Genomic DNA, 23,030 nt, shown 5'->3' with positions numbered 1-23,030 from the left:
CTCAGGCCTGTCCTGCAAAGGCGACCGAGGGCTCACTGCGGTAGCGGGAGGGACGGCCGTCGATGCGGCACAGCTTCCACATCCAGCGCGCCGTCCGCGTCTCGCGCAGGCCGGCCTGGTCGGCGAGCATGCGGACATCCCCGAACAGCTCCTGGAGCCGGGCCCGGGACGCCGGCGACCGCCACCACAGGTCCTTCATGACGCGCCGCGGGATGCCGAACTCCCGGCGGAACGACGCCGACGGCACCATGATCACGTCGCACAGCACCCGCATGATGACCGGGAACAGCATCGCCATCACTCGCTTCTCGATCGGTCCGAGCCGCGGGGCGTTGCGGCGGACGTAGTGGTGGGCGAACGAGATGTGCCGGGCTTCCTCGGCGACGTGGATCTCCATGACCCGCGACAGCACTGGAGGCAGCTCCTGACCGCTGCGCAGGATCGCCTTCTGCGTGTGGTCGATCGGCTCCTCGCCGGCCAGCACCCCGATGAAGAACCCGAAGGGCGCTGCCGACGCCGCCCACGGCAGCAGCCCGGCGATGCGGCGCATCAGCCACGGCATGCCCTCGACCGGAGCCCCGATGCGGTTGACGGTCTCCTGGAACATCTGGGTGTGGTGGCACTCCTCGGTCGCCTCGTGCGTGAGGTAGCGGTACTCCGGGGAGTCGTTGGGCAGCGTGAAGACGTACTGCATGATGCCGCGGATCAGGATGTTCTCGAACTGCAGGCCGACCTTGAGGATGTTGGCCTGGCGCCACTGCCCGATCGCGATGCGCCGCTCGAGCGACTGCGCCTGGTACCACGGGTGCGCGCCGAGGGGATCCACGTCCGCGGGCAGGACCCATCGCGGATCGTCGGACCGGACGGCGAAGTCGGGGTGCTCCCACGGGACGTCGACGAACGCGTCGAAGTGCCGGTCGACCGAGGCCTGCGAGAGCGCCCGGAGGATGTCGGCGTACTGCTCGGGCGACACGTCGACGGGGATGTCGGGCAGATCGGCACTGGGCGGGTTGATCGTCTGGGACATCGAGGCTCCTCGGGCTCGGCGGACCGCCAGCATCGCCCATACCCGGGGTATGTGTCAACGTCGATGTCACATAGTTGATGTCACGGTCCGGCCACCGGAGGGGCCCGGGCTACACGGTGCCGCTCAGGCGCCCATGGCGCTCGGCACTCGCCTGGTTCAGCCCGATGATCTGGACGGACGTGCCCCTGCGCTCGTACTTGGTGGTGATGGCGTCGAGGGAGGCGACCGTCGAGGCGTCCCAGATGTGCGACTGCGACAGGTCGATGACCACCGTCTCGGGGTCGTGGGCGTAGTCGAACTGGGTGTAGAGCTCGTTGCTCGAGGCGAAGAACAGCTCTCCCGTCACGGTGTAGACCGCCCGGGACGAGCCGTCGTCGTCCTGCACGATCGTGCGCTCGGTGTGGGTCAGGTGCGCGACCCGGCGGGCGAACAGGGTCATCGCCGTCAGGACGCCGACCGCGACACCGATCGCGAGATTGCGGGTCAGCACGGTGACGACCACCGTCACGAGCATGACGGCCGTCTCGCTGCGCGGCATCCGACGCAGGGTCGCGGGCTTGATCGAGTGCCAGTCGAAGGTGCCGACGGACACCATGACCATGACTGCGACGAGCGCCGCCATCGGGATGAGCGCCACGACGTCGCCGAAGCCGACGACCAGGACGAGCAGGAAGGCGCCCGCGAGGAACGTCGACAGGCGGGTGCGCGCCCCCGAGACCTTCACGTTGATCATCGTCTGGCCGATCATGGCGCAGCCACCCATCCCGCCGAAGAGTCCCGTGACGATGTTGGCGGCCCCCTGGCCCCACGTCTCGCGGGTCTTGTCCGAGCGGCTGTCGGTGATGTCGTCGACGAGCTTCGCGGTGAGCAGCGACTCCAGGATGCCGACCAGCGCCATCGCGAGCGCGTACGGCGCGATGATCGCGAGCGTCTCCAGGTCGAACGGGACGTCCGGGACGAACCACGCGGGCAGGCTGTCGGGCAGATCGCCCTGGTCCCCCACGTCCGGCACGTCGACCGCCCCGACGACCGTGAACGCCGTCAGCGCGACGATCGCCACGAGGGGCGCCGGCACCACCGAGCTGATGCGCGGGAGGCCGACGATGACCGCGATGCCCACCGCGGTCATCGGGTAGACCGCCCACGGCACGTCGATCAGGTGATCGACCTGCGTCTCGAGGATCAGGATCGCCAGGGCGTTGACGAAGCCGACCATGACCGAGCGCGGGATGAACCTCATGAGCTTCGCGACCCCGGCGAGCGCGAGCAGGATCTGGATGAGGCCGCCGAGCAGGACCGTGGCGATGAGGAAGTCGTAGCCGTGGTCCTTCATGACCGGGGCGATGACCAGGGCGACCGCGCCGGTCGCCGCCGAGATCATCGCGGGACGTCCGCCGAGGAACGAGATCGCGACCGCCATCGTGAACGACGCGAACAGCCCGACACGTGGGTCGACTCCGGCGATGATCGAGAACGAGATCGCCTCGGGGATCAGCGCGAGGGCCACCACCAGCCCAGCCAGCACCTCCACGCGGAGCAGGCGCGGGGAGCGCAGGGCGTTGCGGACGGTCGGCTCGAGCGGGGCGGGCTCGCCGGTGGAGGGTGGAGAGGTCTTCAAGGGGTTCGTCGGCCGCCGTCAGGACTCGAGGCCGGGGCTGTCGACGGTCTGCTTGTAGACGATGCGCATGCGCTGCAGCACCGTGATGAGGCTCGCGAACGCCAAGACCCACAGCGTGAGCTCTCGCAGGATCGGCAGGTCGAACAGGCCGGCCAGACCGGTCATGACCAGGATCGCGACCAGCCGGTCGGAACGCTCCGCGATGCCGCCCTTGGCCGTCATCCCGAGCGACTCGGCCCGCGCCCGGGCGTACGACGTGAGGTTGCCGAGGACCAGGCAAGCGAGGCTCAGGTAGAGATAGATACGGGTGTCGCCGAGATCCGCCTCGGCGTCCGACGTCGTGTAGTAGAGCACGAGACCGCCGAACACGGCAGCGTCACCGACCCGGTCGAGGGTCGAGTCCAAGAACGCGCCCCACTTGGACGGCTTGCCCAGCTTGCGGGCCATGTAGCCGTCCATCATGTCGCTGAAGACAAATGCGGTGATGACCAGGACGCCGACGAAGAACTGACCGCGCGGGAAGAACCACAGTGCGCCCGCGCTCACGCCGATCGTGCCGACGACGGTCACCTGGTTGGGGGTGACGCCGAGTCGCAGCAGCAGGTCGGCGAGCGGGGCCCAGACCTTCGTCCAGAAGTCGCGGAAACGTTCGAGCATGGGTTCGTCTACTCCTTCGCCCAGGCGGCCGCGAGCATCTCGCGGGTGTCGCCCAGCAGCTGCGGCATGGTCTTGGTGTGCCCGATGACGGGCATGAAGTTGGCGTCGCCACCCCAGCGGGGAACGATGTGCTGATGCAGGTGCGCGGCGATGCCGGCCCCTGCAGCCTGGCCCTGGTTGAGACCGAGGTTGAACCCCTGCGGGCTCGTGACCGTGCGCATGACCCGCATCGCCTGCTTGGTCAGCGCCGCGACCTCGGCGGTCTCCTGATCGGTCAGCTCGGTGTAGTCCGCGACGTGGCGGTAGGGGCAGACCAGCAGGTGGCCGGCGTTGTACGGGTAGAGGTTGAGCACCGCGTACGCGGACTCGCCCCGGTGCACGATCAGGCCCTCGGCGTCGTCCAGGGACGGGATCCGGCAGAACGGGCAGTCCGCGGCCGCGGAGGACGCGGGCTTGTTCTCGCCCTTGATGTACGCGATGCGATGGGGCGTCCAGAGACGCTCGAAGGCATCGGGGTCGCCCACGCCGTCCTGCTCGTCGCGCTGGTCCGTCACGCCAAACACCCTAGTCGTCCGCACGCGCTCCCCCGGCACCGACGTGCGGCGCGCCACAGCCAGCGGGATCGCTCCTGCCCTGCCCCTCTGCCGGTAGCCTGCTGTTTCCGTCGTCAGGGGGACTGCGCCAATGAGAAGGACCGTGACCGCCGTCGTGTGCGCCCTCACGGCGTGCGCGGCACTGGCACACCCCGGGCGCAGCCAGGACGCGGGCGCCACCGCCGCCGAGGACGTGCGGCAGGCCGCCGCGACGCCCGCACGCGCCACCATGGTCGTCATCGGCGACTCGATCAGCGCGGCCTACTCCGACACCGGCGCGCCCGAGCGGCGCGCGTGGTGGAGCATGCTCGCCGACACGATCGACGTCGACCCGATCGTGGTGGCCGAGGGCGGAGCCGGCTACCTGCGCCGCGGCACCCGTTGCCGTGGCAGGAGCTTCCAGCAGAGCATCGATGCCCACGCCGCGCTCATCCGCGCCGCCGAGGTCGTGGTCATCGAGGGCGGGGTCAACGACCGGTCGTACTGCCTGACCCGCCGCCGCAACGGGCACGGCGACGCGCCGAGCTCGGCCCAGCAGGTCTCCCGTGCCGTACGCCCCGCGCTGCGCCGGGTCGCCGAGCTGGCCGGCGACGACGCGACCGTGATCGTCACCGCGCCGTGGGGCGGGGCGAGGAAGATCGCCCCGAGTGGGCGCTGGATCCCCCGGATCATCGAGGCGGCCGCGCGCGAGAACGGGCTGGAGTACGTCGACACCGCCACGGACGCGATCCGCCCACGGCACCGCACGCTCGACGGCGTCCATCCCAGCCTCTCGGGCAGCACCGCGATCGCCAAGCACGTCTACTTCCGCAGCAGCCTGCACGAGCGCTAGGAGCCCCAGCGCCCGTGCAGCGAGGTCTCAGACCTGGGCGCGGGTCCGGATCGCCTCGACGATGCGCTCGATCGCGTCGTCGACCGCGACGCCGTTCTCCTGCTCGCCGCTGCGGTAGCGGAACGACACCGCGCCGGCCTCGACGTCGTTGTCGCCTGCGATCAGCATGAACGGCACCTTCTGCAGCTGCGCGTTGCGGATCTTCTTCTGCATCCGCTCGTCGGAGTCGTCGACCTCGACCCTGATGCCGAGGGCCTTGAGCCGCTTCGTGAGCTCGTAGAGGTAGTCGGCGTGGCGCTCAGCCACGGGGATGCCGACGACCTGCACGGGCGCGAGCCACGGAGGGAACGCGCCCGCGTAGTGCTCGACAAGGACGCCCATGAATCGCTCGATCGAGCCGAACTTGGCCGAGTGGATCATGACGGGCTGCTGGCGGGAGCCGTCCGCCGCGACGTACTCGAGGCCGAAGCGCTCGGGCGAGGGCATGTTGAAGTCGTACTGGATCGTCGACATCTGCCACGAGCGACCGATCGCGTCGCGCGCCTGCACCGACACCTTCGGGCCGTAGTAGGCCGCTCCGCCGGGATCCGGGACCAGCTCGAGACCGGTCTCGAGGCACACGTCCTCGAGCACCTTGGTCGCATTGGCCCACTCCTCGTCCGAGCCGATGAACTTGTCGGGCTTGGAGTCGTCGCGGGTGGACAGCTCGAGGTAGAAGTCGTCGAGACCGAAGTCGCGCAGCAGGCTGAGCACGAAGTTCAGCAGGTGACGGATCTCCCCGGGCGCCTGCTCGGGGGTCACGTACGAGTGCGAGTCGTCCTGGGCGAAGCCGCGCACACGGGTCAGGCCGTGGATGACACCGGACTTCTCGTTGCGGTAGACGTGCCCGAACTCGAACAGGCGCAGCGGCAGCTCACGGTACGAGCGCTGGCGCGAGCGGAAGATCAGGTTGTGCATGGGGCAGTTCATCGCCTTGAGGCGGTAGTCCTGACCGTCCACGTCCAGCGCCGGGAACATGCCCTCGCCGTAGTACGGCAGGTGCCCCGAGGTGTAGAACAGCCCCTCCTTGGCGATGTGCGGGGTGCCGACGTACTCGAAGCCCTCCTCGATGTGCCGGCGGCGGACGTAGTCCTCCATCTCGCGCTTGATCACACCACCCTTGGGGTGGAACACCGGCAGTCCCGAGCCGATCTCGTCGGGGAAGCTGTAGAGGTCGAGCTCGGTGCCGAGGCGACGGTGGTCGCGGCGCTGGGCCTCCTCGATGCGGTGCAGATGGGCGTCCAAGGCGTCCTTGGACTCCCAGGCCGTCCCGTAGATGCGCTGCAGCTGCTTGTTCTTCTCGTCACCGCGCCAGTACGCCGCGGCGCTGCGCATGAGCGTGAAGGCCGGGATGCGCTTGGTGGTCGGCAGGTGCGGGCCGCGGCACAGGTCGCTCCACGCGACCGATCCGTCGCGCTTGAGGTTGTCGTAGATCGTCAGGCCGCCCTCACCGACCTCGACGCTGGCACCCTCGGCCGCGTCGCCCGCGGTGGACTTCAGGCCGATCAGCTCGAGCTTGTAGGGCTCGTCGGCCAGCTCGGCGCGCGCGTCGTCGTCGCTGATCTCCCGGCGGTCGAACTTCTGACCCTCCTTGATGATCTTCTTCATCCGCGACTCGATCTTGGCGAGGTCCTCGGGGACGAAGGGCTCCGCGACGTCGAAGTCGTAGTAGAAGCCGTCGGTGATCGGCGGGCCGATGCCGAGCTTCGCCTCGGGGAAGAGGTCCTGCACGGCCTGCGCCATGACGTGCGCGGTCGAGTGGCGCAGGATGTCGCGGCCGTCCGCGGAGTCGATCGCGACGCCCTCGACGGAGTCCCCGTCGGCCAGCTCGTACGCGAGATCCTTCAACGTGCCGCTCACCCGGGCCGCGATGATCTCGGGGGTGTCGGCGAAGAGCTGCCACGCCTTCGTGCCCTGCTCGACGGATCGGGACTCGTGGTCGACGACGATCTGGATGTCCGGCACGGTGCTACCTCTGTTCGGGTCGACGCGCCCTACGGATGGCGCGTGCTGGTTCGGACCACCGTATCGCGGGGGTCCGGGCGCGAGATTTCGGCCTCGCAGTGCAGCACGGGACCACTCAGCCCTTTAATCTCGTACATATGGACAACCGCTTGCCGACCGTCGTGGTCGTCGACGACGCACCCGAGGTTCGAGCACTGGTCCGTACGCACCTCAGGCTCTCGGGCGCCTTCGAGGTGGTCGGCGAGGGCGCGGACGGAGCCGACGCGATCGAGCTCGTCCACCAGTTCCGCCCCGATCTGCTGGTCATGGACATGTCCATGCCCGACCTCGACGGCATCGACGCGCTGCCGGGGGTGCTCGCGGTCTCGCCCACCACCCGGGTCGTGGTCTTCACGGGCTTCGAGGGCGAGGGCCTGGCCGAGCTGGCCCGCTCGATGGGCGCCTCGGCGTTCCTGGAGAAGTCCGTCTCCCTCGACGTGTTGGTCGATCGGTTGCGCGACGTGCACGAGGGCCGGGCCCCTGCGGCGCCACCAGCGCCCGCACCGTCCCTTGCGGCTGTCGGCGAGCAGGTGACCGAGACCGACCGCGAGGTGCTGGACGAGCACCTCGAGCGTTTCCGTGAGGTCTTCGACGAGGCGGCCATCGGCATGGCGACGCTCACGCTGTCCGGCGGCATCGTCCGCGCCAACCGGGCCCTGGGCAAGCTCATCGAGCATCCTCACGAGGACCTGGTCGGTGTCGACTACGCCGCGTTGATGGCCGGACACGGGGAGCTGCTCGACGAGGCGCTCGCCGAGATCCAGCACAAGCAGGTCGACGTGATCCGCGTCGAGCACGGCGTCTCGGGGCTCAGGGAGCGCAAGGTCATGTCGACGCTGGCGCCCGTGCGCGACCGCGCCGGTCTGCCGCTCTACGTCTTCCTGCAGGTGCAGGACATCACGGAGCAGCGCGCCGCAGAGGACGAGCTGCGCCGCAGCGAGGAGCGCTTCCGCCTGCTCGTGGAGACGGTGGAGGACTACGCGATCTTCATGCTGGACCCCCAGGGGCACGTCGTGAGCTGGAACGCCGGCGCCGAGCGCGCGAAGGGCTACCGCGCGGACGAGATCATCGGCCGGCACTTCCGCACCTTCTACAGTGCCGAGCTGCAGGAGTCCGGGCACCCCGAGCGCGAGCTCGAGGCCGCCCTCCGCGACGGCCGCTACGCGGAGGAGGGCTGGCGCGTCCGCAAGGACGGGTCCCGGTTCTGGGCCAATGTCCTCATCACGGCGGTGTTCGACGACGGCGGCAACCACGTGGGCTTCGCCAAGATCACCCGCGACGTGACGTCCCGGCTCGAGTCGGAGGAGTCGCTGCGCCAGAGCGAGGAGCGCTTCCGCCTGCTCGTCGACGCGGTGAGCGACTACGCGATCTTCATGCTCGATCCCGACGGTCACATCGTCAGCTGGAACGCCGGCGCCCAGCGCACCAAGGGCTACACCGCCGACGAGATCATCGGCCGGCACTTCCGGGTGTTCTATCCCCCGGAGCTGCAGGAGGCCCGTCATCCCGAGCACGAGCTCGAGATAGCGCTGCGCGAGGGTCGCTACGGCGAGGAGGGCTGGCGCGTCCGCAAGGACGGCTCGCGCTTCTGGGCCAATGTGCTCATCACGGCCGTCCACAACGACGTCGGCAAGCTCGTGGGCTTCTCCAAGGTCACTCGTGACACGACCACCCAGTACCTCGCGCAGCAGGAGCAGGAGAGCGCCGCCCAGTCCCTCGCGGAGGCCAACGAGGCCCTGCAGACCCTCAACATGCAGCTGCGGCACGCGGCGTCCGACCAGTCCCAGTTCCTCGCGGTGACCGCGCACGAGCTCCGGACGCCGGCCACCGTGCTGGGCGGCTCCGCCGACGTGCTGTCCAAGCACTGGGGTGCCCTGGGCGAGGACGAGCGTCTGACGCTCCTCGACGGCATGACCACCAGTGCTGAGCGCATGCGCCGGCTGCTGTCCGATCTGCTCACGGCCTCGCGGCTCGACGCCAATGCGCTGCGCCTGTCCCCCGAGCCGACGGCGCTGCAGCCGCTGCTCCAGGCCGCGGCAGCCACGGCGCTGCAAGCCGCGAGCAATCAGGTCGTCACGGTTCAGGCGCCCGACGACGTCACGGTCATGGCCGACGGTGCACGACTGGCCCAGGTCGTCGACAACCTCCTGGACAACGCCCTCAAGCACGGTCGGTCGCCCGTCCGTGTGGACGTCACGGTGGCCGGGGGCCAGGCCGAGATCCGCGTGGCCGACGCGGGGCCGGGCGTACGGCCCGACGTCCGCTCACGTCTCTTCGGCAGGTTCGCGACGGGCGACGAGCTCGGCGGCACGGGCCTCGGCCTGTTCATCGTCCGCGAGCTGGCCCGCGCCCAGGGCGGCGACGCGACGTACGAGGATCCGACGCCCGAGCGACCGGGCGGCGCGTTCCTGGTCACCGTCCCCCTGGCCTGAGCCGCGCCGCGGCGGTTCCGCCCACCTGGACGGCCTTCTGTGCCAGATTGTCTCCATGAAGAAGATCATCGGGGTGGTCGTCGGCACGATGCTCGCTGCCACGGCGTGCACGAGCGCCGGCAGCGACGACCGGGAGGACAAGAAGGACGCGGCCGCCAAGGCCGCGGCGAAGCAGCTCACGCGGGACGCCACGACCGTGAAGCCCGCGTGGACGGTCAAGCAGAAGATGCTCGGCCAGCCCGAGGTCGTCGGCCGGACCGCCGTGGCGATCGTGAAGGCTCGCCAGAACGAGCTCGATCTCATCGGCGTGGACACCGCGACCGGGACCGTGACCTGGAAGCATCCGTACAGTCCCGGTGCTCAGGCTCCCGGCTATGCCTTGTCGCCGGTCATATCCCAGGACAAGAACGGCACCGCGTCGGTTGTCCTGCTCGAGCCACCGCGCCCGCTCAGCCTGGACAATCCCGGCTACTGGCTCACGCCCATCGTGGCGCTCGACCCGGCCACCGGGAAGGAGCGGTTCCGCACCCGCAACGTGCTGGCGGCCGTCCCGCTTGAGGAGTGCGACGACGAGGTGGATGCCTGCCTGCGCGCCTCCTACGGTTCCGGCACCGACTACCAGAACCTGCGTCTGGACCTCGAGACCGGACGCCTCGCGGTCGACCGCGATGGCCTCGCGGCCAACCGCCGTTCGATTGCGGACGGAGGGCTGTTCTCGACCGACGACCGCCCCGGCGAGCTGATCGGCGTCGAGAGGGACGGCAAGACCCTGTGGACGACCCCGGTCGAGGAGCTGGCGGGAAAGCACCACACCTCCGACACGGGCTGGAGCGTCGACTGGGACGAGAAGACGGACCGTTACACCGGCTACATCGGCATCGGCATGCCGAAGACCGTGAAGGACCGCGCTGCGGCCGGCAAGTCCTATGACTTCGACCTGGCGTGGAGGACACAGATCTCATTCGACGGCAGGACAGGTGAGCTCATCTGGCGCAAGGACGGCGTCAGGAAGCCGTGCCTGGGCGAGGGCGACGACTCCGATGACTCCGACAACGCCACGCGCGACCCCGTCAGGTGCGCCGTCTCGGGCACGCTGCACTTCGTCAAGGGCAAGCTCCGCACGCCCTCCGGCACCTCCGTCACGGTCCAGGGCTACGACCCGGTGACCGGCAGGACCCGATGGTCTGCGCCTCTCGACCAGGACGCGGCCCACGCATTCCTCCAGGGCGACAACGCGGACCTGACCACGGCTCCCGGCACCCTCGTCGTGCCCACCGCCAAGGGGCCCCGTCTGTACGAGGCCAGGACGGGCACGTCGGTCGCCATGGCCACCGATGACCTGTTCGCCTGCGAGGGCAAGACGGCCACCATCAAGTACGTCATCCCCTTCGACGCCGGCGGGGAGAACGAGAACCGGGAACGCTACGGCGACCCGATGATCGAGCAGTGCGGCCCCGACGGCACGGTCGTCGACCGGCCGATGACCGTCGCGACCGTCAAGGACAGCGCCCAGAAGGTGGATTCCTCGACGTACGTCCTGTCCCGCTCGTCGGGGCTCGTCGGCTACACGCTGCCGAAGGGCTGAGCCCGGTCAGCGGGGCGGGACGACCGGGACGGGCAGCAGGAGGGCCGCCGGCGCCCCCTCGGGCACGGCGGGGCTGACCGGCGCCACCGGGGCCACCCGCTCGTACGGCTGCCCGAGCGGTGGCCGCGGGTCGGCCTCCCCCTTGTTGGGCCACAGGGACATCGCCCGCTCGGACTGCGCCGTGATCGTGAGCGAGGGGTTGACCCCCAGGTTGGCGGTGATCGCCGAGCCGTCGCTGATGTGCAGCCCCTCGTGCCCGAAGACGCGCTGGTAGGGGTCGACGACACCGGTCTCGCGACTCTCGCCGATGACGCAGCCACCGAGGAAGTGGGCCGTCAGGGGCACGCCCGCCAGCTCGCCGATCGAGCTGCCGGGGTGCCCGCCGATCCGCTCGGCGATGTCCCGCGCGACCCGGTCCGCGACCGGGATGTACGGCGGGTTGGGCTCGCCGACTCCTTGCTTGCTCGTCAGCGTGCGTCCGAAGGGTCCCCGCTTGAGGTACGTCGTGATCGAGTTGTCCAGCGACTGCATCACGAGCACCACGATCGACTGCTCGGCCCAGCGCCGCGGCTTGTGCACGCGCAGCGCCCCGCGGAGCCCCAGGACCCGGTAGCCACGGACGACCGCACGCAGGCGGCCACCGGGGCCGGGACGATCGGGCAGCGCCATGTTGATCAGCGCCAGCGCGTTGGACCCGTGACCGTAGCGGACCGGCTCGACGTGCGTGTGCTCGTCGGGGTGGAACGACGACGTGATCGCGACGCCCGGGGTGTAGTCGGCGTCCTTGTCCGCCGAGCGCGCCGACAGGACGGCCTCGGAGTTGGTCCGGCTCAGCTCGCCGATCCGGTCCGAGAGGTGCGGGAGCGAGCGCCGCTTGAGCCGGTGCAGCAGGTTCTGGGTGTTGAGCGCATTGCCGGCGAAGACGACCTGGTCGGCCGTGAAGGTCGCGCGGCGCAGCCGGTTGCCCGTGCGCTGCGTGCGCACCTCGTAGCGCGGTGCCCCGCCCTCGACACGGGGCGCGATCGGCCGCACGTCCGTCACGGTCGTCATGGGGTGGACCTCGGCGCCTGCGCCCTCCGCGAGGTGCAGGTAGTTCTTGACGGTCGTGTTCTTGGCGTTGTGACGGCAGCCCGTCATGCAGGCCCCGCAGTCGATGCAGGTGCGCCGCGCGGGTCCCGCGCCGCCGAAGAACGGGTCCTCGACCTCGACACCCGGCTCGTCGCCGAACAGCACCCCGACGTCGGAGGCGTGGAAGGTGTCCTCCACGCCGTACTCCTTGGCGAGGGTCGACATCAGGTCGTCCGCCACGCTCGTCCCCGGGTACGCCGTGACGCCGAGCATCTTCTTGGCCTGGGCGTAGTGCGGGGCGAGCTCGTCCTTCCAGTCCGTGATGTGCGCCCACTGGCGGTCGCGATAGAAGGGGTCGAGCGGTTCGTAGAGCGTGTTGGCGTACACGAGCGAGCCGCCCCCGACCCCCGTCCCGCTCGCGATGAGGACGTCCTTGAGCAGCGTGAGCCGCATGATGCCGAAGCACCGGGCCCAGGGCGCCCACATGTAGCGGCGCGCGCGCCACGACGTCTCGGGCAGCTCGTCGTCGGCGAAGCGCCGACCCATCTCCAGCACCCCGACGCGGTAGCCCTTCTCGGTCAGTCGCAGGGCCGCGACACTGCCGCCGAAGCCGGATCCGATCACGATCACGTCGTAGTCACGCTGAGTCATGGGTCACACCCTACGGGCTTGTTGACACTCTGCCAATAGCGGACGACACTGGTGCCGTGCCCGCCCCCCGACTGCGCCTCGCGCCCGCCGAGCGCCGCCAGCAGATCATCGACGCGGCGCGGGTCCTCTACTCCGATCGCGCCTACGACGACGTGTCGACCGCGGAGCTGGCCGAGGCCGCAGGTGTCGCCCGGGGGCTGATCAACCACTACTTCGGCGACAAGCGCGAGCTGTTCCTGGAGGTCATGCGGGGCTCGATCCTCATGCCGACCCAGGCACTGCCCGACTACGACGGCCGCACGCTCGAGGAGCGGGCGCGGCTCACGATGGACTGGATCCTCGACGCCGCGACCACGTACGGCCAGGCGTGGGTGGCCGCGAGCGGGGCGGCGAACCTGCACGGCGCCTCCGACGTGCAGGCGGTGGTCGACGAGGCGGACGACCGCGCCGCCCGGCTCGTGCTCGACGCCCTCGGGCTGCCGGACTCCCCCCACCTGCGCGCCCGGCTGCGGCCGATGGCGGCGCTGACCAAGGCCGTCTGCCGCGAGTGGCTGCAGCGCAAGACGTACTCACGCGACGAAGCCCTCGACCTGCTGACCGACAGCGTCCTGCTGTTCGTCCACGACCACGCTCCCACGAAGGAACTTCCATGACCTCGATCGGCATCATCGGATCCGGCTTCGGCGCGATCGCCGTCGCCGTCGAGCTCAAGCGGTCGGGACACACCGACCTGCGCCTGTGGGAGCGCTCGGACGACCTCGGCGGCGTCTGGCGCGACAACACGTACCCAGGTGCCGGCTGCGACGTGCCGTCCCCGCTGTACTCCTACTCGTACGAGCCCAACTCCCAGTGGACGCGGCGCTACGCCCTCCAGGAGGAGATCCACGCGTACATCCGCTCGGTCGCGGACAAGCACGGCATCACCCCACTGGTGCGCTTCGGCGCCGAGGTGGTCGCGGCCGCGTGGGACGAGGACGCCGCGCGCTGGAGCGTCACGTTCTCGGACGGCACCGTGGAGACCGTCGACCTGCTCGTCAGCGCGGTCGGACAGCTCTCGCGGCCCAGGCTGCCCAGCATCGAGGGAGTCCAGTCGTTCACGGGGACCTCGTTCCACTCCGCCGAGTGGGACCACTCCTTCGACGCGACCGGCAAGCGCGTCGCGGTCGTCGGTGCAGGCGCCAGCGCGGTGCAGTTCGTACCCCACCTGGCCAAGGACGCGGCGCAGCTCGTGATGTTCCAGCGCACCCCGAACTACCTCCTGCCCAAGCCCGACAAGCCCTACACCGCGTGGCACCGCGCCCTGTTCAAGGCGCTGCCCATCAGCCAACGCATCGAGCGCGGCGGCATCTGGACGATCATGGAGCAGTTCGCCCGCGGGCTGGACGAGAAGTCCAAGGTCGGTCGCATCAACAAGGCGATCGCGATGCGTCACCTCAACAAGCAGGTCACCGATCCGGAGCTGCGCGCCAAGCTCACCCCCGACTACCCCATCGGCTGCAAGCGGATCCTGTTCAGCAACGAGTTCTATCCCGCCCTCGCCCAGCCCAACGTCGACGTCGTGACCCACGGCGTCACCCGGGTCACCCCGACCGGAGTCGTCGACGACACGGGCGCGGAGCACGAGGTCGACGCGATCGTCTACGGGACCGGCTTCGACGCCCAGGACTTCCTGGAGTCGATCGACATCACCGGCGTCGGTGGCCAGAAGCTCGCGACACACTGGACCGACGGGGCGCACGCGTACCTCGGCATGTACGTCCCCGGGTTCCCCAACCTGCTCGTCACGTACGGCCCCAACACCAACCTCGGCGGCGGCTCGATCATCTACATGCTCGAGGCCCAGGCGCGCCACATGCGCCAGGTCGTGGACCGCCTGGAGGCCGGCAGCTATCGCTCGGTCGTCGTGACCGAGAAGGCCGAGCGGGACTACGACCGCGAGCTCACCCGCCAGCTCGACAGCTCGGTGTGGAGCTCGTGCGACAACTGGTACCGCCACCCGTCAGGTCGCATCACGTCCAACTGGCCCGGTGCGACCCTCCCGTTCGCCAAGGCGACCAAGCACCTCGAGCCGGAGGCGTTCGAGTGGGCGTGAACGCATACCCGGCCGAGCCGTGGGACCTGCACGGCCACGCGTACATCGGCGTGTGGCTGGTGCCGGTCAAGGACCTGCCCGCCCCCCACTCGTCCGCGACGCGGCCCATCACCGTGCTCGGACGCGGGATCGTCTCGGCAGCGTTCTTCGTCTACGAGCGGCCCAGCCCGCTGACGTACGACGAGATCATGTCGACCGTGCTCGTCCGGCAGGGCTGGCGCCCCCGGGTCTCGATCACCCACATCTGGGTCGACAGCGCGGCGTCCCGCGACGGGGGGCGTGAGCTGTGGGCGATCCCCAAGGAGCTTGCGGACTTCGACGTCGAGCCCCACCACGCGTACGACGCGCACGGCATCGGCACGCTGACCGTGCCGCGGGTGCGCCGCTTGCCGTTCCGCCTGCCACTCGGGTTCACCATCGCGCAGGACCGCGCGGGGACCCTGCAGGTCTCCCCCGTGCGCGGCCGCGTCCGGCTCGGCGTCACCCGCGGCCGCTGGTCGTTCGCCGCGGGCGGACCGGTCGGCTTCCTCGCCGGCCGCCGACCGCTGCTCACGCTCGCGGCGCGCCCGTTCCGCCTGATCTTCGGCCGCAGCTGATCGGCACTACGCTCGAGGGATGCGCCGACTTGCGATCCTGACCGCGACCGCCCTCCTGCTCGCCGGCTGCACGTCGGGCGGGGACGACTCGTCGTCCGACGGCGCCCGTGGCGGTGACACCGAGACGGAGGAGTCGGGCAAGCCGTCCGCGACCCGGACGACACCGGTCCCCACCGGACCGGACTGCGCCGACGTCTGGAAGGCCGGGGCGACCCTGCCCCAGGACTACGAGCAGTGCCTGCAGGACGGCGAGCCCGGCCCGCAGGACGAGACGCCGTGCCTCGACGGCACGACCCTGGTGATCTTCGACGACGCGCTGTACGCCGTGACCGGCGGCAGGATCGTCGAGCCCGAGGCCTCCCCGCTGCAGGACACCGAGGAGTTCGGCGCCGCCTTCAGCGCGTGCACCGGCGAGGAGTGAACCTCACCCGGCCGTCGTGACCGCCGTCGCGCGGCGGATGGGGGTGACGGTCGCCGACCGCTCCCCGGCGCCCACCGCGGGTGTCGCGACCGCGCTGACCTCGCCGTTGACCTCCTGGAGGTCCAGGTAGACCGCCATGCAGGCCCTGCACGTCTCGAGGTGGGCGTGGACCTTCTCCTGGTCCCGCCGGGACGCGGTGCGACGGACCACTGCGGCGAAGTGCTCGCGGACGAAGAGACACGCCTGTCCGGCCGAGTCGTCCGTCGAGCTGACGTGCTGCTGCAGATAGGCCTCGCGCAGCCCCGCTCGGGCCCGGTAGACCAGCGCCGAGACGCTGTTGGGCTTCAGACCGAGGGCCTCGGCGAGCTCCTGGGGCTTGCGACCCTCGACGTCCAGCTGCCACAGGACCGTTCGCCAGCGCTCGGGCAGCGACTCGTACGCCGCGCGGACCGCGTTCCTCTCGAAGGAGTCCAGCTCACCGGCGCCGAACGGGACGGCGCTGTCGATGACGGTGTCGTCGTCCGTCGGCACGACGCGCTTGACGGCCTTGGCCCGACGACCGCACTCGTGACGGACCGCGGTGAACAGATAGGCCCGAAAGGCGCTGTCCGGGCCCTTGCCGCGCTGCAGCAGCCCGAAGATCTGCGCGAACGCGTCGGAGACGACGTCGTCGGACTCGTCGCGCTGGCCCAGGTGCCGGGCCAGGCGGCGCGCGCTGTACACGTACCGGTCGTAGAGGGCGGCGTACGCCTCGGTGCTCCCCTGCCGGGTGAGCTCGACGAGCGCACCGTCGTCGAGCTCCTCGAGCGTCATGTCGAGGGCAGACGAACGATCAAGATCGTGTTCAACCATCACAAGTAATTCCCCTGGGAGATGAGGATCCGACGGGGTGGTGTCGTCACCTCGATGTAACGGCCAGTTGCAGCCAGGAAAATACTTGCACGTAACCGCCGTCTCCGCGCGGTAACCGGGTGTGACGCAGCACTCCCCCCCGCCGGCGGATCGGCTCCGACGTGCCAGGGACCGACGACTCTGCCGTAGACCGAGTGCAGGCGGCAGTGTGCTGGCGAGAGGTGCGGTCACCCGGACCGTGACCGTACCGGGGAGGGACGCGGCGATGACCCCGGAACCGGCGCAGGACGTCCTGGCGATCCGCACGCACGGGCTGGTCAAGACGTTCGGCTCCTTCCGCGCTCTGGACGGTCTGGACCTGGAGGTCCGGCGCGGCGAGGTCCACGGATTCCTCGGGCCCAACGGCGCCGGCAAGTCGACCACGATCCGGGTCCTGCTCGGCCTCCTGCGGGCCAACGGCGGCTCCGCAGAGCTGCTCGGTGGCGATCCGTGGAGGGACGTAGTGGAGCTCCACCGCCGGCTCGCGTACGTGCCTGGGGACGTCGTGCTGTGGCCGGCGCTGTCCGGGGGCGAGGCCATCGATCTGCTCGGCCGGCTCCGCGGGGGCCTGGATGAGACGAAGCGCGCTGCGCTGATCGAACGGTTCGAGCTCGACCCGACCAAGCGGGGCCGCCAGTACTCCAAGGGCAACAGGCAGAAGGTCGCCATCGTGGCCGCCCTGGCGTCCGACGTGGAGCTCCTGATCCTGGACGAGCCCACCTCGGGGCTCGATCCCCTGATGGAATCGGTCTTCCAGGACGAGATCGCGAAGGTCAAGTCGGCGGGGGCGACGATCCTGCTGTCCAGCCACATCATGAGCGAGGTCGAGGCGCTTGCCGACCGGGTCAGCATCATCCGGTCCGGCACCATCGTGCAGACCGGGGCGCTCGAGGACCTGCGGGGGCAGGCCACGGTCTCGGTGAGGGCGACGCTCGCTCGCCCACCCGGCGACGTGTCGACCCTCAGCATCTTCCGCGATGCGCACGTCGACGAGCACGGCAGGTTCACCGGCAGCATCGAGTCCACCCGCGTCAGCGAGGCGATGGCGGCCCTGCTGCCGTACGAGATGAGTGGCCTCACCGTCACCCCACCCTCGCTCGAGCAGCTGTTCCTCGAGCAGTACGTGACCGCACCGTCCGGACCAGCCGGGCGATGAGCGCCTTTGCAGGGACGAGACCGCTGCTCCGGGTGTCGGCTCGCCAGGACGCCCGCAACATCGCACCGTGGATCGCCGGTGTCACGGCGCTCTCGGCCTCGTCGGTGCTGGCCTACGCCTGGATCTTCCCGGACCGGGAGGACCGTGAGGCGCTCGCGCGGGCGCTGGGCGGCAACCCGGCCCTGTCATTGATCTTCGGTCCGGCGCGCGACCTCCTGACCGCCGACGGCTTCAACGCCTGGCGGGCCGGCGGCCTCGGCGCATTCTTCGCCGCCCTCATGGCAATCCTGGTCGTGGTGCGCAACAGCCGGGCGGCCGAGGACTCGGGCCAGGCCGAGTTGCTCGCCTCGGGGGTCATGGGCCGTCAGACCCGGCTGGGCGTGGCGGTGACGCTCGGCGTGGTCGCGTCCGTGGCGCTCGGAATCGTCTCGTTCCTCGTCACAGTCGCCTGCGGGGGCGGCGCGGCAGCCACGTGCATCCTCTGTGCGACGTTCACCGGCGCGGGACTGATGTTCACCGGCGCGGCCGCGGTGACCGCCCAGATCTCGTCGGACGCCCGCACCGCGACCAGCCTGGGGGTGGCGACCGCGGGTGTGCTGTACGTGCTCCGTGGCTACCTCGACTCGAGCGGGGCTCCGGGCTGGACCGACTGGGTGACCCCGTTCGGCTGGCTCGAGGCGACCCATCCGGCGACCGACAACCGCGTGTGGCCCCTGCTGCCGGCAGTGGCACTCGCGGTCGTGCTCGTCGCCGTGGCCTTCGCGCTGCAGGAGCGCCGCGACTTCGGGCAGGGCGCTGTCGCCACCCGCCCCGGCCCGGCGCGTGGCGGCTGGGTGACGTCCCCCTGGGGCCTCGCCGTGCGTCTGCATCGCGGGCCCTTGGTGGCCTGGTTCATCGCGTTCGCCGCTCTCGGCGTGGTCTTCGGCAACCTGGCCTCGTCGATCGGTGACGTGCTCGCGGCCAACCCCGCAATGGCCGAGACGATCGCGGGCGGGGCGACCGGCCAGCGGGCCGCGACGCTCGGTTTCATCGTGACCATCCTGCATCTCACCGGCATGATCGCTGCGGTGCTGGGCGTCCAGGTGGCGCTGCGTATGCGTGCCGAGGAGGTCGACTACCGGGTCGAGCCGCTCCTGGCCGGATCGCTGCGGCGCAAGGTCTACCTCGCGAGCAACCTCGTGGTCGCCTTGGCGGGATCCGCACTCGCCATGGCGCTCGCCGGCGTGACCATGAGCATCGTCGGGCCGCGGGAGGACATCTCGGCTCGGGACATCATCGGGCAGGCCCTCGCCACGATCCCAGCGGTCTGGCTGCTGGTCGCCATCGCGTTCGCCGCAGTGGGCGCCGCGCCTCGCATCCGCCTGATCGGGTGGCTGGGCATCGTGGCCTCGTTCGGTCTCACGATCCTCGGACCGACGTTCAAGCTGCCGGACTGGGCGCTCGACATCAGCCCGTTCCGCCACGTCCCGGCTGTCGCAGCGTCCTCGACGGACTGGTCCGGTCTGGCCTGGCTGTGCGTGGTGGCCCTCGCCCTGATGGCCGTCGCCTTTGTCGGCTTCCGTCGTCGCGACGTGCTGTGAGTCCCCTTCGCCGAGATTCAGTCGCGGCCCGCCTGCTCGAACAGCCAGTCGCGGACGGCCGGGATCTTGTAGGCGGGCTCGAACGAGGCCATGTGCTCGGCGACGCCGCCGGGTCCGGAGGCGTCGGTCTCCTGCCCGTCCGCCTTCAGCACGGTGCCGGGCTCGAACGTCGCGAAGTTGGCCGTGTCGCCGTCCCCCAGCAGCTTGTTCGCCGCCGCGTCCAGCCGCCGCTCCGACCACGTCGCGTCCCAGGTAGCCGTGCCGAACGGCACCTTGGCGCGCTTCAGGAGGGCCTGCAGGTCCTTCTGCCCGTCCGTGGACCGGGTGTCACCGCCGGCCGCGATGTAGAGGAACGTCTCCGCGGCCATTCCTTCCAGCTGGCTCTTGTCCCACTGGCCCGACACGAGGAGCTCGGCAGCGAAGAGGTCGGGATACTTCGCCGCCAGATACAGGATCGTCATGCAGCCCATCGACTGGCCGGTGCCGTAGACCTCGTCGTCGTCCACGCTGTAGGTGTCCTCGATCGACTCCATGAAGCGTGCGGTCATCTCGACGTACTCGGTGGTCGAGTAGCCGTCGCGGTCGTCGATGATGACGCTCGGGTACTCGGGCACCAGCACGATGCTCTCGTGCTCCTGCTGGTCTCTGTCACCGGCCCAGACCAGGGCGCCGTACTGCGACAGCGGCGCCGTCACGTCCTGCCCCACCAGGCTCGCGTCCCCGATGAACAGCACCACCGGGTACTCCTTGGTCGTGCTGTAGCCGTCGGGCAGGAAGATGTTGTAGGGCAGCGTCCGTCCGGTCTCGGCGTCCTTGTAGGTCTTCTGCTTGAACTTGCTCTTGACCTGCGCCGCGAGCTCGGTGGCGTCGGCGCTGGCCGACGGGGTCTGCCCACCCGGCGGGCCGGTCGACGTCGAGGCGGGAGCGCGCGACGGCTGGTCGGAGTCGCCGTCGCTCGAGGAGCCGCACGCAGCGACACCCAACAGCAGGGCGCTGCAGGCAGCCGCGGTGAGGCAAGGACGGGAGAACCATGAACGTGTCATGTCGGACTTCCTGACGATCAAGATCGGGGAAGCGGTTCACCACCCCCCGTCCGCCCGCAGGACGAGCAGACCACTTGACTGTCCCGCGGTACCGCGCCGGGCAGGCAGAGGACGAAGTCCTCGCCGCCCCGGGCGCTTGGCCCACGGCGGCGAGCAGGCGCCGTGAGACCTCAGTCCCTCGACGGCTTCTCGCGGCGAAACCAGCTCCAACCGAGCACGGCAGCCGCCAACACCCAGTTGACAACGATCACCCATCCTCTGGATCTCTCGTCGTCCAGCGCCCACGCGAACGTGACCAATGCGGCGAAAACTGCAAGAGGCACGGCATCTCGCCACCACGCCCGCGGGCGCGGCACCCGCCCTCGTCCTACCCACCACGTGGATCGCCGAACGTCCGACCGGTCATTCGGCTCGAGGGACGGCATGTCGTCATGCATCACAGGGTGACGATGCCGTCGCAACCACTGGACTGCCGAAGATCCGTACCCCGATGGGAGCGCATGGCTAGTGCATCGCCTTCCAGTGGCGTCGAGCGTTCAGGAAACCGATGACGCCCACCACCGCGCCCACGCCTGCCCCCAGCCACGACTCCCGTGTGAGTGAGAGGACTGCGTAAACGGTGAACGAGGCTCCAGTCACCATGCCGATCCAGAACAACGGTCTGTCGTGCGGCGAGTAGTACACCTCATCGGGCATGACGTCACCGTATCGGTCCGCGCCCCCGATTCCCTCGAATCAGGGTCTCGCGCACCCCTCTTGCAGTCGAGGCTACTCGTCTGGGAAGTCGCTGAACCGGTCCACTACGCGGCCCTCGCCGTCCTGGACAACCCATGAGCCAATGGGTTTCCCGCTGACCGCCTCGAGCAGCGCCCGTAGGCGTTCCTCCTGAGGATCTTGTGCACGTGCGGCGTGGACGACGGCTCCGACTGGTAGTCCGCGTACACCAGAAACGGCTCGCTGCCCACGCTCAGGACGGACTGTCGGACATCCGCCGCCGCGTCATCGAAACTGCCCCATATGGGCCCAATCATGTTGTCCCACTGCTCGGGGGTCATCACGATCTCGACGTCGCGTCCGGTCTCGCGCAGCCTCAGGGTGATCCGACCGGGCGCAACTTCTCGCGCTGAGCCGATGCCGTCGAGAAACGTCAACAGTCGAGTCCACTGTGCCGCCACGTGGCGATCCCCAGCATCGCCATCCGCGTCATGGGTTCTCACGAACCCATTCATCGTCGGAGAAGGTGGGAGGTCAAGGCCGCACCGGTTCACGTCGGTGGCGCCAAGCCCCATGAGCGGCGATGCGGTGCAGGTAGCCCGATGGAGAAACGAGAGACCCTCTGACCGGCGATGATCGCTGATCAGAGGGTTCTGTTGCGGTGGGCGATACTGGGTTCGAACCAGTGACCTCTTCGGTGTGAACGAAGCGCGCTACCACTGCGCCAATCGCCCGCGGGGTGCGTCCGAAACTCTAACCTATCGCTCCTCGGCACCTCGACCCCGGTGACCTACGGGTCCATCCCCCGCATCACCTCACGCGCCCAGATCGCCTGCACGCGCTGCGTGATCGGCCCCGGCGCCGGCAGCTCCCGGTCGTCCACCTTCGCGATCGCCTGCACGTTGCGCGTCGTGCCGACGAGGATCACCTCGTCCGCGGTCTGCAACACCTCGATCGGCGCGTCCTGCTCCGCGACGTCGATCTCACCGGCGCACCACTCGAGCACGAGCGCCCGGGTGACACCCGCGAGCGGGCCGGCCGCCAGCGTGGGTGTGAGAAGTCTCTCCCCCACGACGTAGAAGATGTTGGAGCCCGTCCCCTCGCAGAGCTGGCCGCGCGTGTTCGCCATGACGGCCTCGGACGCGCCGCGAGCCAGTGCGTGCTCGACCATGAGCGCGTTCTCGGCGTACGACGTGGTCTTCAGCCCCGAGAGCGCGCCTCGCTCGTTGCGGGGCCACGGGACCGTCACGACGCTCGAGACGTCGGGAGGACGGTGGCACGGCTCGGAGATCACCACGTACGTCAGGCCTTCGGAGCCGCGCGGAGAGCCGAGCGGCCCACGGCCCGAGGTCACGGTCACCCGGATGCGCCCGAACTCGATGTCCTGGCCGTCCATCGTCGCTTCGACGCCCTCACGGACTGCGCCGACGTCGGGCGTGCCGATGCCGAGCCCTTCCGCGGACCGCACGAGTCGGTCCAGGTGCCGCGTCAACGCGAACGGCTCGTTGCGGCTGATCTGCACCGTCTCGAAGACTCCGTCGCCGACGATCATGCCGTGATCGAGCGGGCTGATCACTGGCTCGTCAGGGAATTTCAGCAGCTGGCCGTTGACCCATGTCTTCATGATCGAAGGCTACGCCGACCCCGGTTTTGGGTCTGCGGGAACCATCGGCTAATGTTTCATCTCGGCCTCCGGTAGAGGCCAAGTGCGGACATAGCTCAGTGGTAGAGCATCACCTTGCCAAGGTGAGGGTCGCGAGTTCGAATCTCGTTGTCCGCTCGGAGAGGGTCTCCATACCCATCCTGCGGTGGGTTGGCCGAGAGGCGAGGCAACGGACTGCAAATCCGTTTACACGGGTTCAAATCCCGTACCCACCTCGAACGTCACAACTTCATAAGCACCAGCAATGGGCGATTGGCGCAGCGGTAGCGCGCTTCCCTGACACGGAAGAGGTCACTGGTTCAAACCCAGTATCGCCCACACGGAAGAAGCCCCCGGAATCCCACAGATTCCGGGGGCTTTTCGTCATT

General features: G+C 69.6%; 19 protein-coding genes and 4 tRNA genes. 12 read left to right on the top strand and 11 right to left on the bottom strand.

The window, feature by feature from the left end; translation table 11 throughout:
* Window position 1: 1 nt before the first annotated feature.
* The 4 genes from GEV27_RS08225 to GEV27_RS17760 form a co-directional block, all read right to left on the bottom strand.
* Window positions 2-1,027 carry a diiron oxygenase gene (locus GEV27_RS08225; protein WP_153933877.1) on the bottom strand — a complete coding sequence of 342 codons (1,026 nt, stop codon included), beginning with the start codon at window positions 1,025-1,027 and terminating at the stop codon, window positions 2-4.
* Between the two features lie 109 nt (window positions 1,028-1,136).
* The gene (locus GEV27_RS08220; protein ID WP_153933876.1) at window positions 1,137-2,645 is read right to left on the bottom strand and encodes a SulP family inorganic anion transporter; all 1,509 of its coding nucleotides are present in this window, start codon (window positions 2,643-2,645) and stop codon (window positions 1,137-1,139) included.
* Between the two features lie 18 nt (window positions 2,646-2,663).
* Window positions 2,664-3,302, bottom strand: a complete 639-nt coding sequence (gene pgsA / locus GEV27_RS08215; protein WP_153652993.1) for a phosphatidylinositol phosphate synthase — start codon at window positions 3,300-3,302, stop codon at window positions 2,664-2,666.
* A gap of 8 nt (window positions 3,303-3,310) precedes the next feature.
* Window positions 3,311-3,856 carry an HIT domain-containing protein gene (locus GEV27_RS17760; RefSeq protein WP_309222110.1) on the bottom strand — a complete coding sequence of 182 codons (546 nt, stop codon included), beginning with the start codon at window positions 3,854-3,856 and terminating at the stop codon, window positions 3,311-3,313.
* 142 nt (window positions 3,857-3,998) lie between these two features.
* Here GEV27_RS17760 and GEV27_RS08205 point away from each other — a divergent pair, with 142 nt between their 5' ends.
* A complete protein-coding gene (locus tag GEV27_RS08205; RefSeq protein WP_309222109.1) occupies window positions 3,999-4,727 on the top strand; it encodes an SGNH/GDSL hydrolase family protein in 729 nt (242 codons plus the stop codon).
* Window positions 4,728-4,754: 27 nt separating this feature from the next.
* Here the strand turns inward: GEV27_RS08205 and thrS are convergent, their stop codons facing one another.
* Complete coding sequence (gene thrS / locus GEV27_RS08200) at window positions 4,755-6,731, bottom strand: threonine--tRNA ligase (protein ID WP_153652995.1); 1,977 nt, start codon at window positions 6,729-6,731, stop codon at window positions 4,755-4,757.
* A gap of 137 nt (window positions 6,732-6,868) precedes the next feature.
* Here thrS and GEV27_RS08195 point away from each other — a divergent pair, with 137 nt between their 5' ends.
* Together GEV27_RS08195 and GEV27_RS08190 are read left to right on the top strand one after the other, a co-directional pair.
* Window positions 6,869-9,202: a PAS domain S-box protein gene (locus GEV27_RS08195; protein ID WP_194944156.1), complete on the top strand. Its 2,334-nt coding sequence runs from the start codon at window positions 6,869-6,871 to the stop codon at window positions 9,200-9,202.
* 55 nt (window positions 9,203-9,257) lie between these two features.
* On the top strand, window positions 9,258-10,787 hold the full coding sequence (locus GEV27_RS08190; protein ID WP_153933874.1) for a PQQ-binding-like beta-propeller repeat protein: 1,530 nt from the start codon (window positions 9,258-9,260) through the stop codon (window positions 10,785-10,787).
* Window positions 10,788-10,793: 6 nt separating this feature from the next.
* Here GEV27_RS08190 and GEV27_RS08185 read toward each other — a convergent pair whose 3' ends face one another.
* Window positions 10,794-12,506, bottom strand: a complete 1,713-nt coding sequence (locus GEV27_RS08185) for an FAD-dependent oxidoreductase (RefSeq protein WP_153933873.1) — start codon at window positions 12,504-12,506, stop codon at window positions 10,794-10,796.
* A 56-nt stretch (window positions 12,507-12,562) separates the two neighbouring features.
* Here GEV27_RS08185 and GEV27_RS08180 point away from each other — a divergent pair, with 56 nt between their 5' ends.
* The 4 genes from GEV27_RS08180 to GEV27_RS08165 are packed head-to-tail and all read left to right on the top strand — an operon-like array spanning window position 12,563 to window position 15,615.
* The gene (locus tag GEV27_RS08180; protein ID WP_153933872.1) at window positions 12,563-13,159 is read left to right on the top strand and encodes a TetR/AcrR family transcriptional regulator; all 597 of its coding nucleotides are present in this window, start codon (window positions 12,563-12,565) and stop codon (window positions 13,157-13,159) included.
* Entirely contained in the window at window positions 13,156-14,598 is a 1,443-nt protein-coding gene (locus GEV27_RS08175; RefSeq protein WP_153653000.1) for an NAD(P)/FAD-dependent oxidoreductase, read from the top strand. The genes GEV27_RS08180 and GEV27_RS08175 overlap by 4 nt, the downstream gene beginning before the upstream one ends.
* Window positions 14,595-15,194 carry an acetoacetate decarboxylase family protein gene (locus GEV27_RS08170; RefSeq protein WP_208430771.1) on the top strand — a complete coding sequence of 200 codons (600 nt, stop codon included), beginning with the start codon at window positions 14,595-14,597 and terminating at the stop codon, window positions 15,192-15,194. Before GEV27_RS08175 ends, GEV27_RS08170 begins: the two co-directional genes overlap by 4 nt.
* Before the next feature lie 19 nt (window positions 15,195-15,213).
* On the top strand, window positions 15,214-15,615 hold the full coding sequence (locus GEV27_RS08165) for a hypothetical protein (RefSeq protein WP_153933871.1): 402 nt from the start codon (window positions 15,214-15,216) through the stop codon (window positions 15,613-15,615).
* A 3-nt stretch (window positions 15,616-15,618) separates the two neighbouring features.
* Here the strand turns inward: GEV27_RS08165 and GEV27_RS08160 are convergent, their stop codons facing one another.
* Window positions 15,619-16,428 carry a sigma-70 family RNA polymerase sigma factor gene (locus GEV27_RS08160; protein ID WP_194944155.1) on the bottom strand — a complete coding sequence of 270 codons (810 nt, stop codon included), beginning with the start codon at window positions 16,426-16,428 and terminating at the stop codon, window positions 15,619-15,621.
* A gap of 304 nt (window positions 16,429-16,732) precedes the next feature.
* Here GEV27_RS08160 and GEV27_RS08155 point away from each other — a divergent pair, with 304 nt between their 5' ends.
* Together GEV27_RS08155 and GEV27_RS08150 are read left to right on the top strand one after the other, a co-directional pair.
* Window positions 16,733-17,662 (top strand): ABC transporter ATP-binding protein, encoded by a 930-nt coding sequence (locus GEV27_RS08155; protein ID WP_153933869.1) that lies wholly within the window; start codon window positions 16,733-16,735, stop codon window positions 17,660-17,662.
* Window positions 17,659-19,242 carry an ABC transporter permease gene (locus GEV27_RS08150; protein WP_153933868.1) on the top strand — a complete coding sequence of 528 codons (1,584 nt, stop codon included), beginning with the start codon at window positions 17,659-17,661 and terminating at the stop codon, window positions 19,240-19,242. Before GEV27_RS08155 ends, GEV27_RS08150 begins: the two co-directional genes overlap by 4 nt.
* A 17-nt stretch (window positions 19,243-19,259) precedes the next feature.
* Here the strand turns inward: GEV27_RS08150 and GEV27_RS08145 are convergent, their stop codons facing one another.
* From GEV27_RS08145 to GEV27_RS08130, 4 genes are all read right to left on the bottom strand, one after another.
* A complete protein-coding gene (locus GEV27_RS08145) occupies window positions 19,260-20,285 on the bottom strand; it encodes an alpha/beta hydrolase-fold protein (RefSeq protein WP_153653006.1) in 1,026 nt (341 codons plus the stop codon).
* Between the two features lie 504 nt (window positions 20,286-20,789).
* Complete coding sequence (locus GEV27_RS08140) at window positions 20,790-20,981, bottom strand: hypothetical protein (RefSeq protein ID WP_153933867.1); 192 nt, start codon at window positions 20,979-20,981, stop codon at window positions 20,790-20,792.
* Between the two features lie 680 nt (window positions 20,982-21,661).
* Window positions 21,662-21,733: transfer RNA gene (locus tag GEV27_RS08135), tRNA-Val, on the bottom strand.
* Window positions 21,734-21,789: 56 nt separating this feature from the next.
* The gene (locus GEV27_RS08130; protein ID WP_153933866.1) at window positions 21,790-22,623 is read right to left on the bottom strand and encodes an aminotransferase class IV; all 834 of its coding nucleotides are present in this window, start codon (window positions 22,621-22,623) and stop codon (window positions 21,790-21,792) included.
* A gap of 84 nt (window positions 22,624-22,707) precedes the next feature.
* Here GEV27_RS08130 and GEV27_RS08125 point away from each other — a divergent pair.
* From GEV27_RS08125 to GEV27_RS08115, 3 genes are all read left to right on the top strand, one after another.
* Window positions 22,708-22,779, top strand: a tRNA-Gly gene (locus GEV27_RS08125).
* Between the two features lie 27 nt (window positions 22,780-22,806).
* A tRNA-Cys gene (locus tag GEV27_RS08120) sits at window positions 22,807-22,877 on the top strand.
* Between the two features lie 31 nt (window positions 22,878-22,908).
* Window positions 22,909-22,980: transfer RNA gene (locus tag GEV27_RS08115), tRNA-Val, on the top strand.
* The last annotated feature ends 50 nt before the right edge of the window (window positions 22,981-23,030 follow it).

It is taken from the genome of Aeromicrobium sp. S22 (assembly GCF_009661045.1).
In the GTDB taxonomy this organism is placed as follows: domain Bacteria; phylum Actinomycetota; class Actinomycetes; order Propionibacteriales; family Nocardioidaceae; genus Aeromicrobium; species Aeromicrobium yanjiei.
This window is presented reverse-complemented; position numbering and strand designations above follow the sequence as displayed.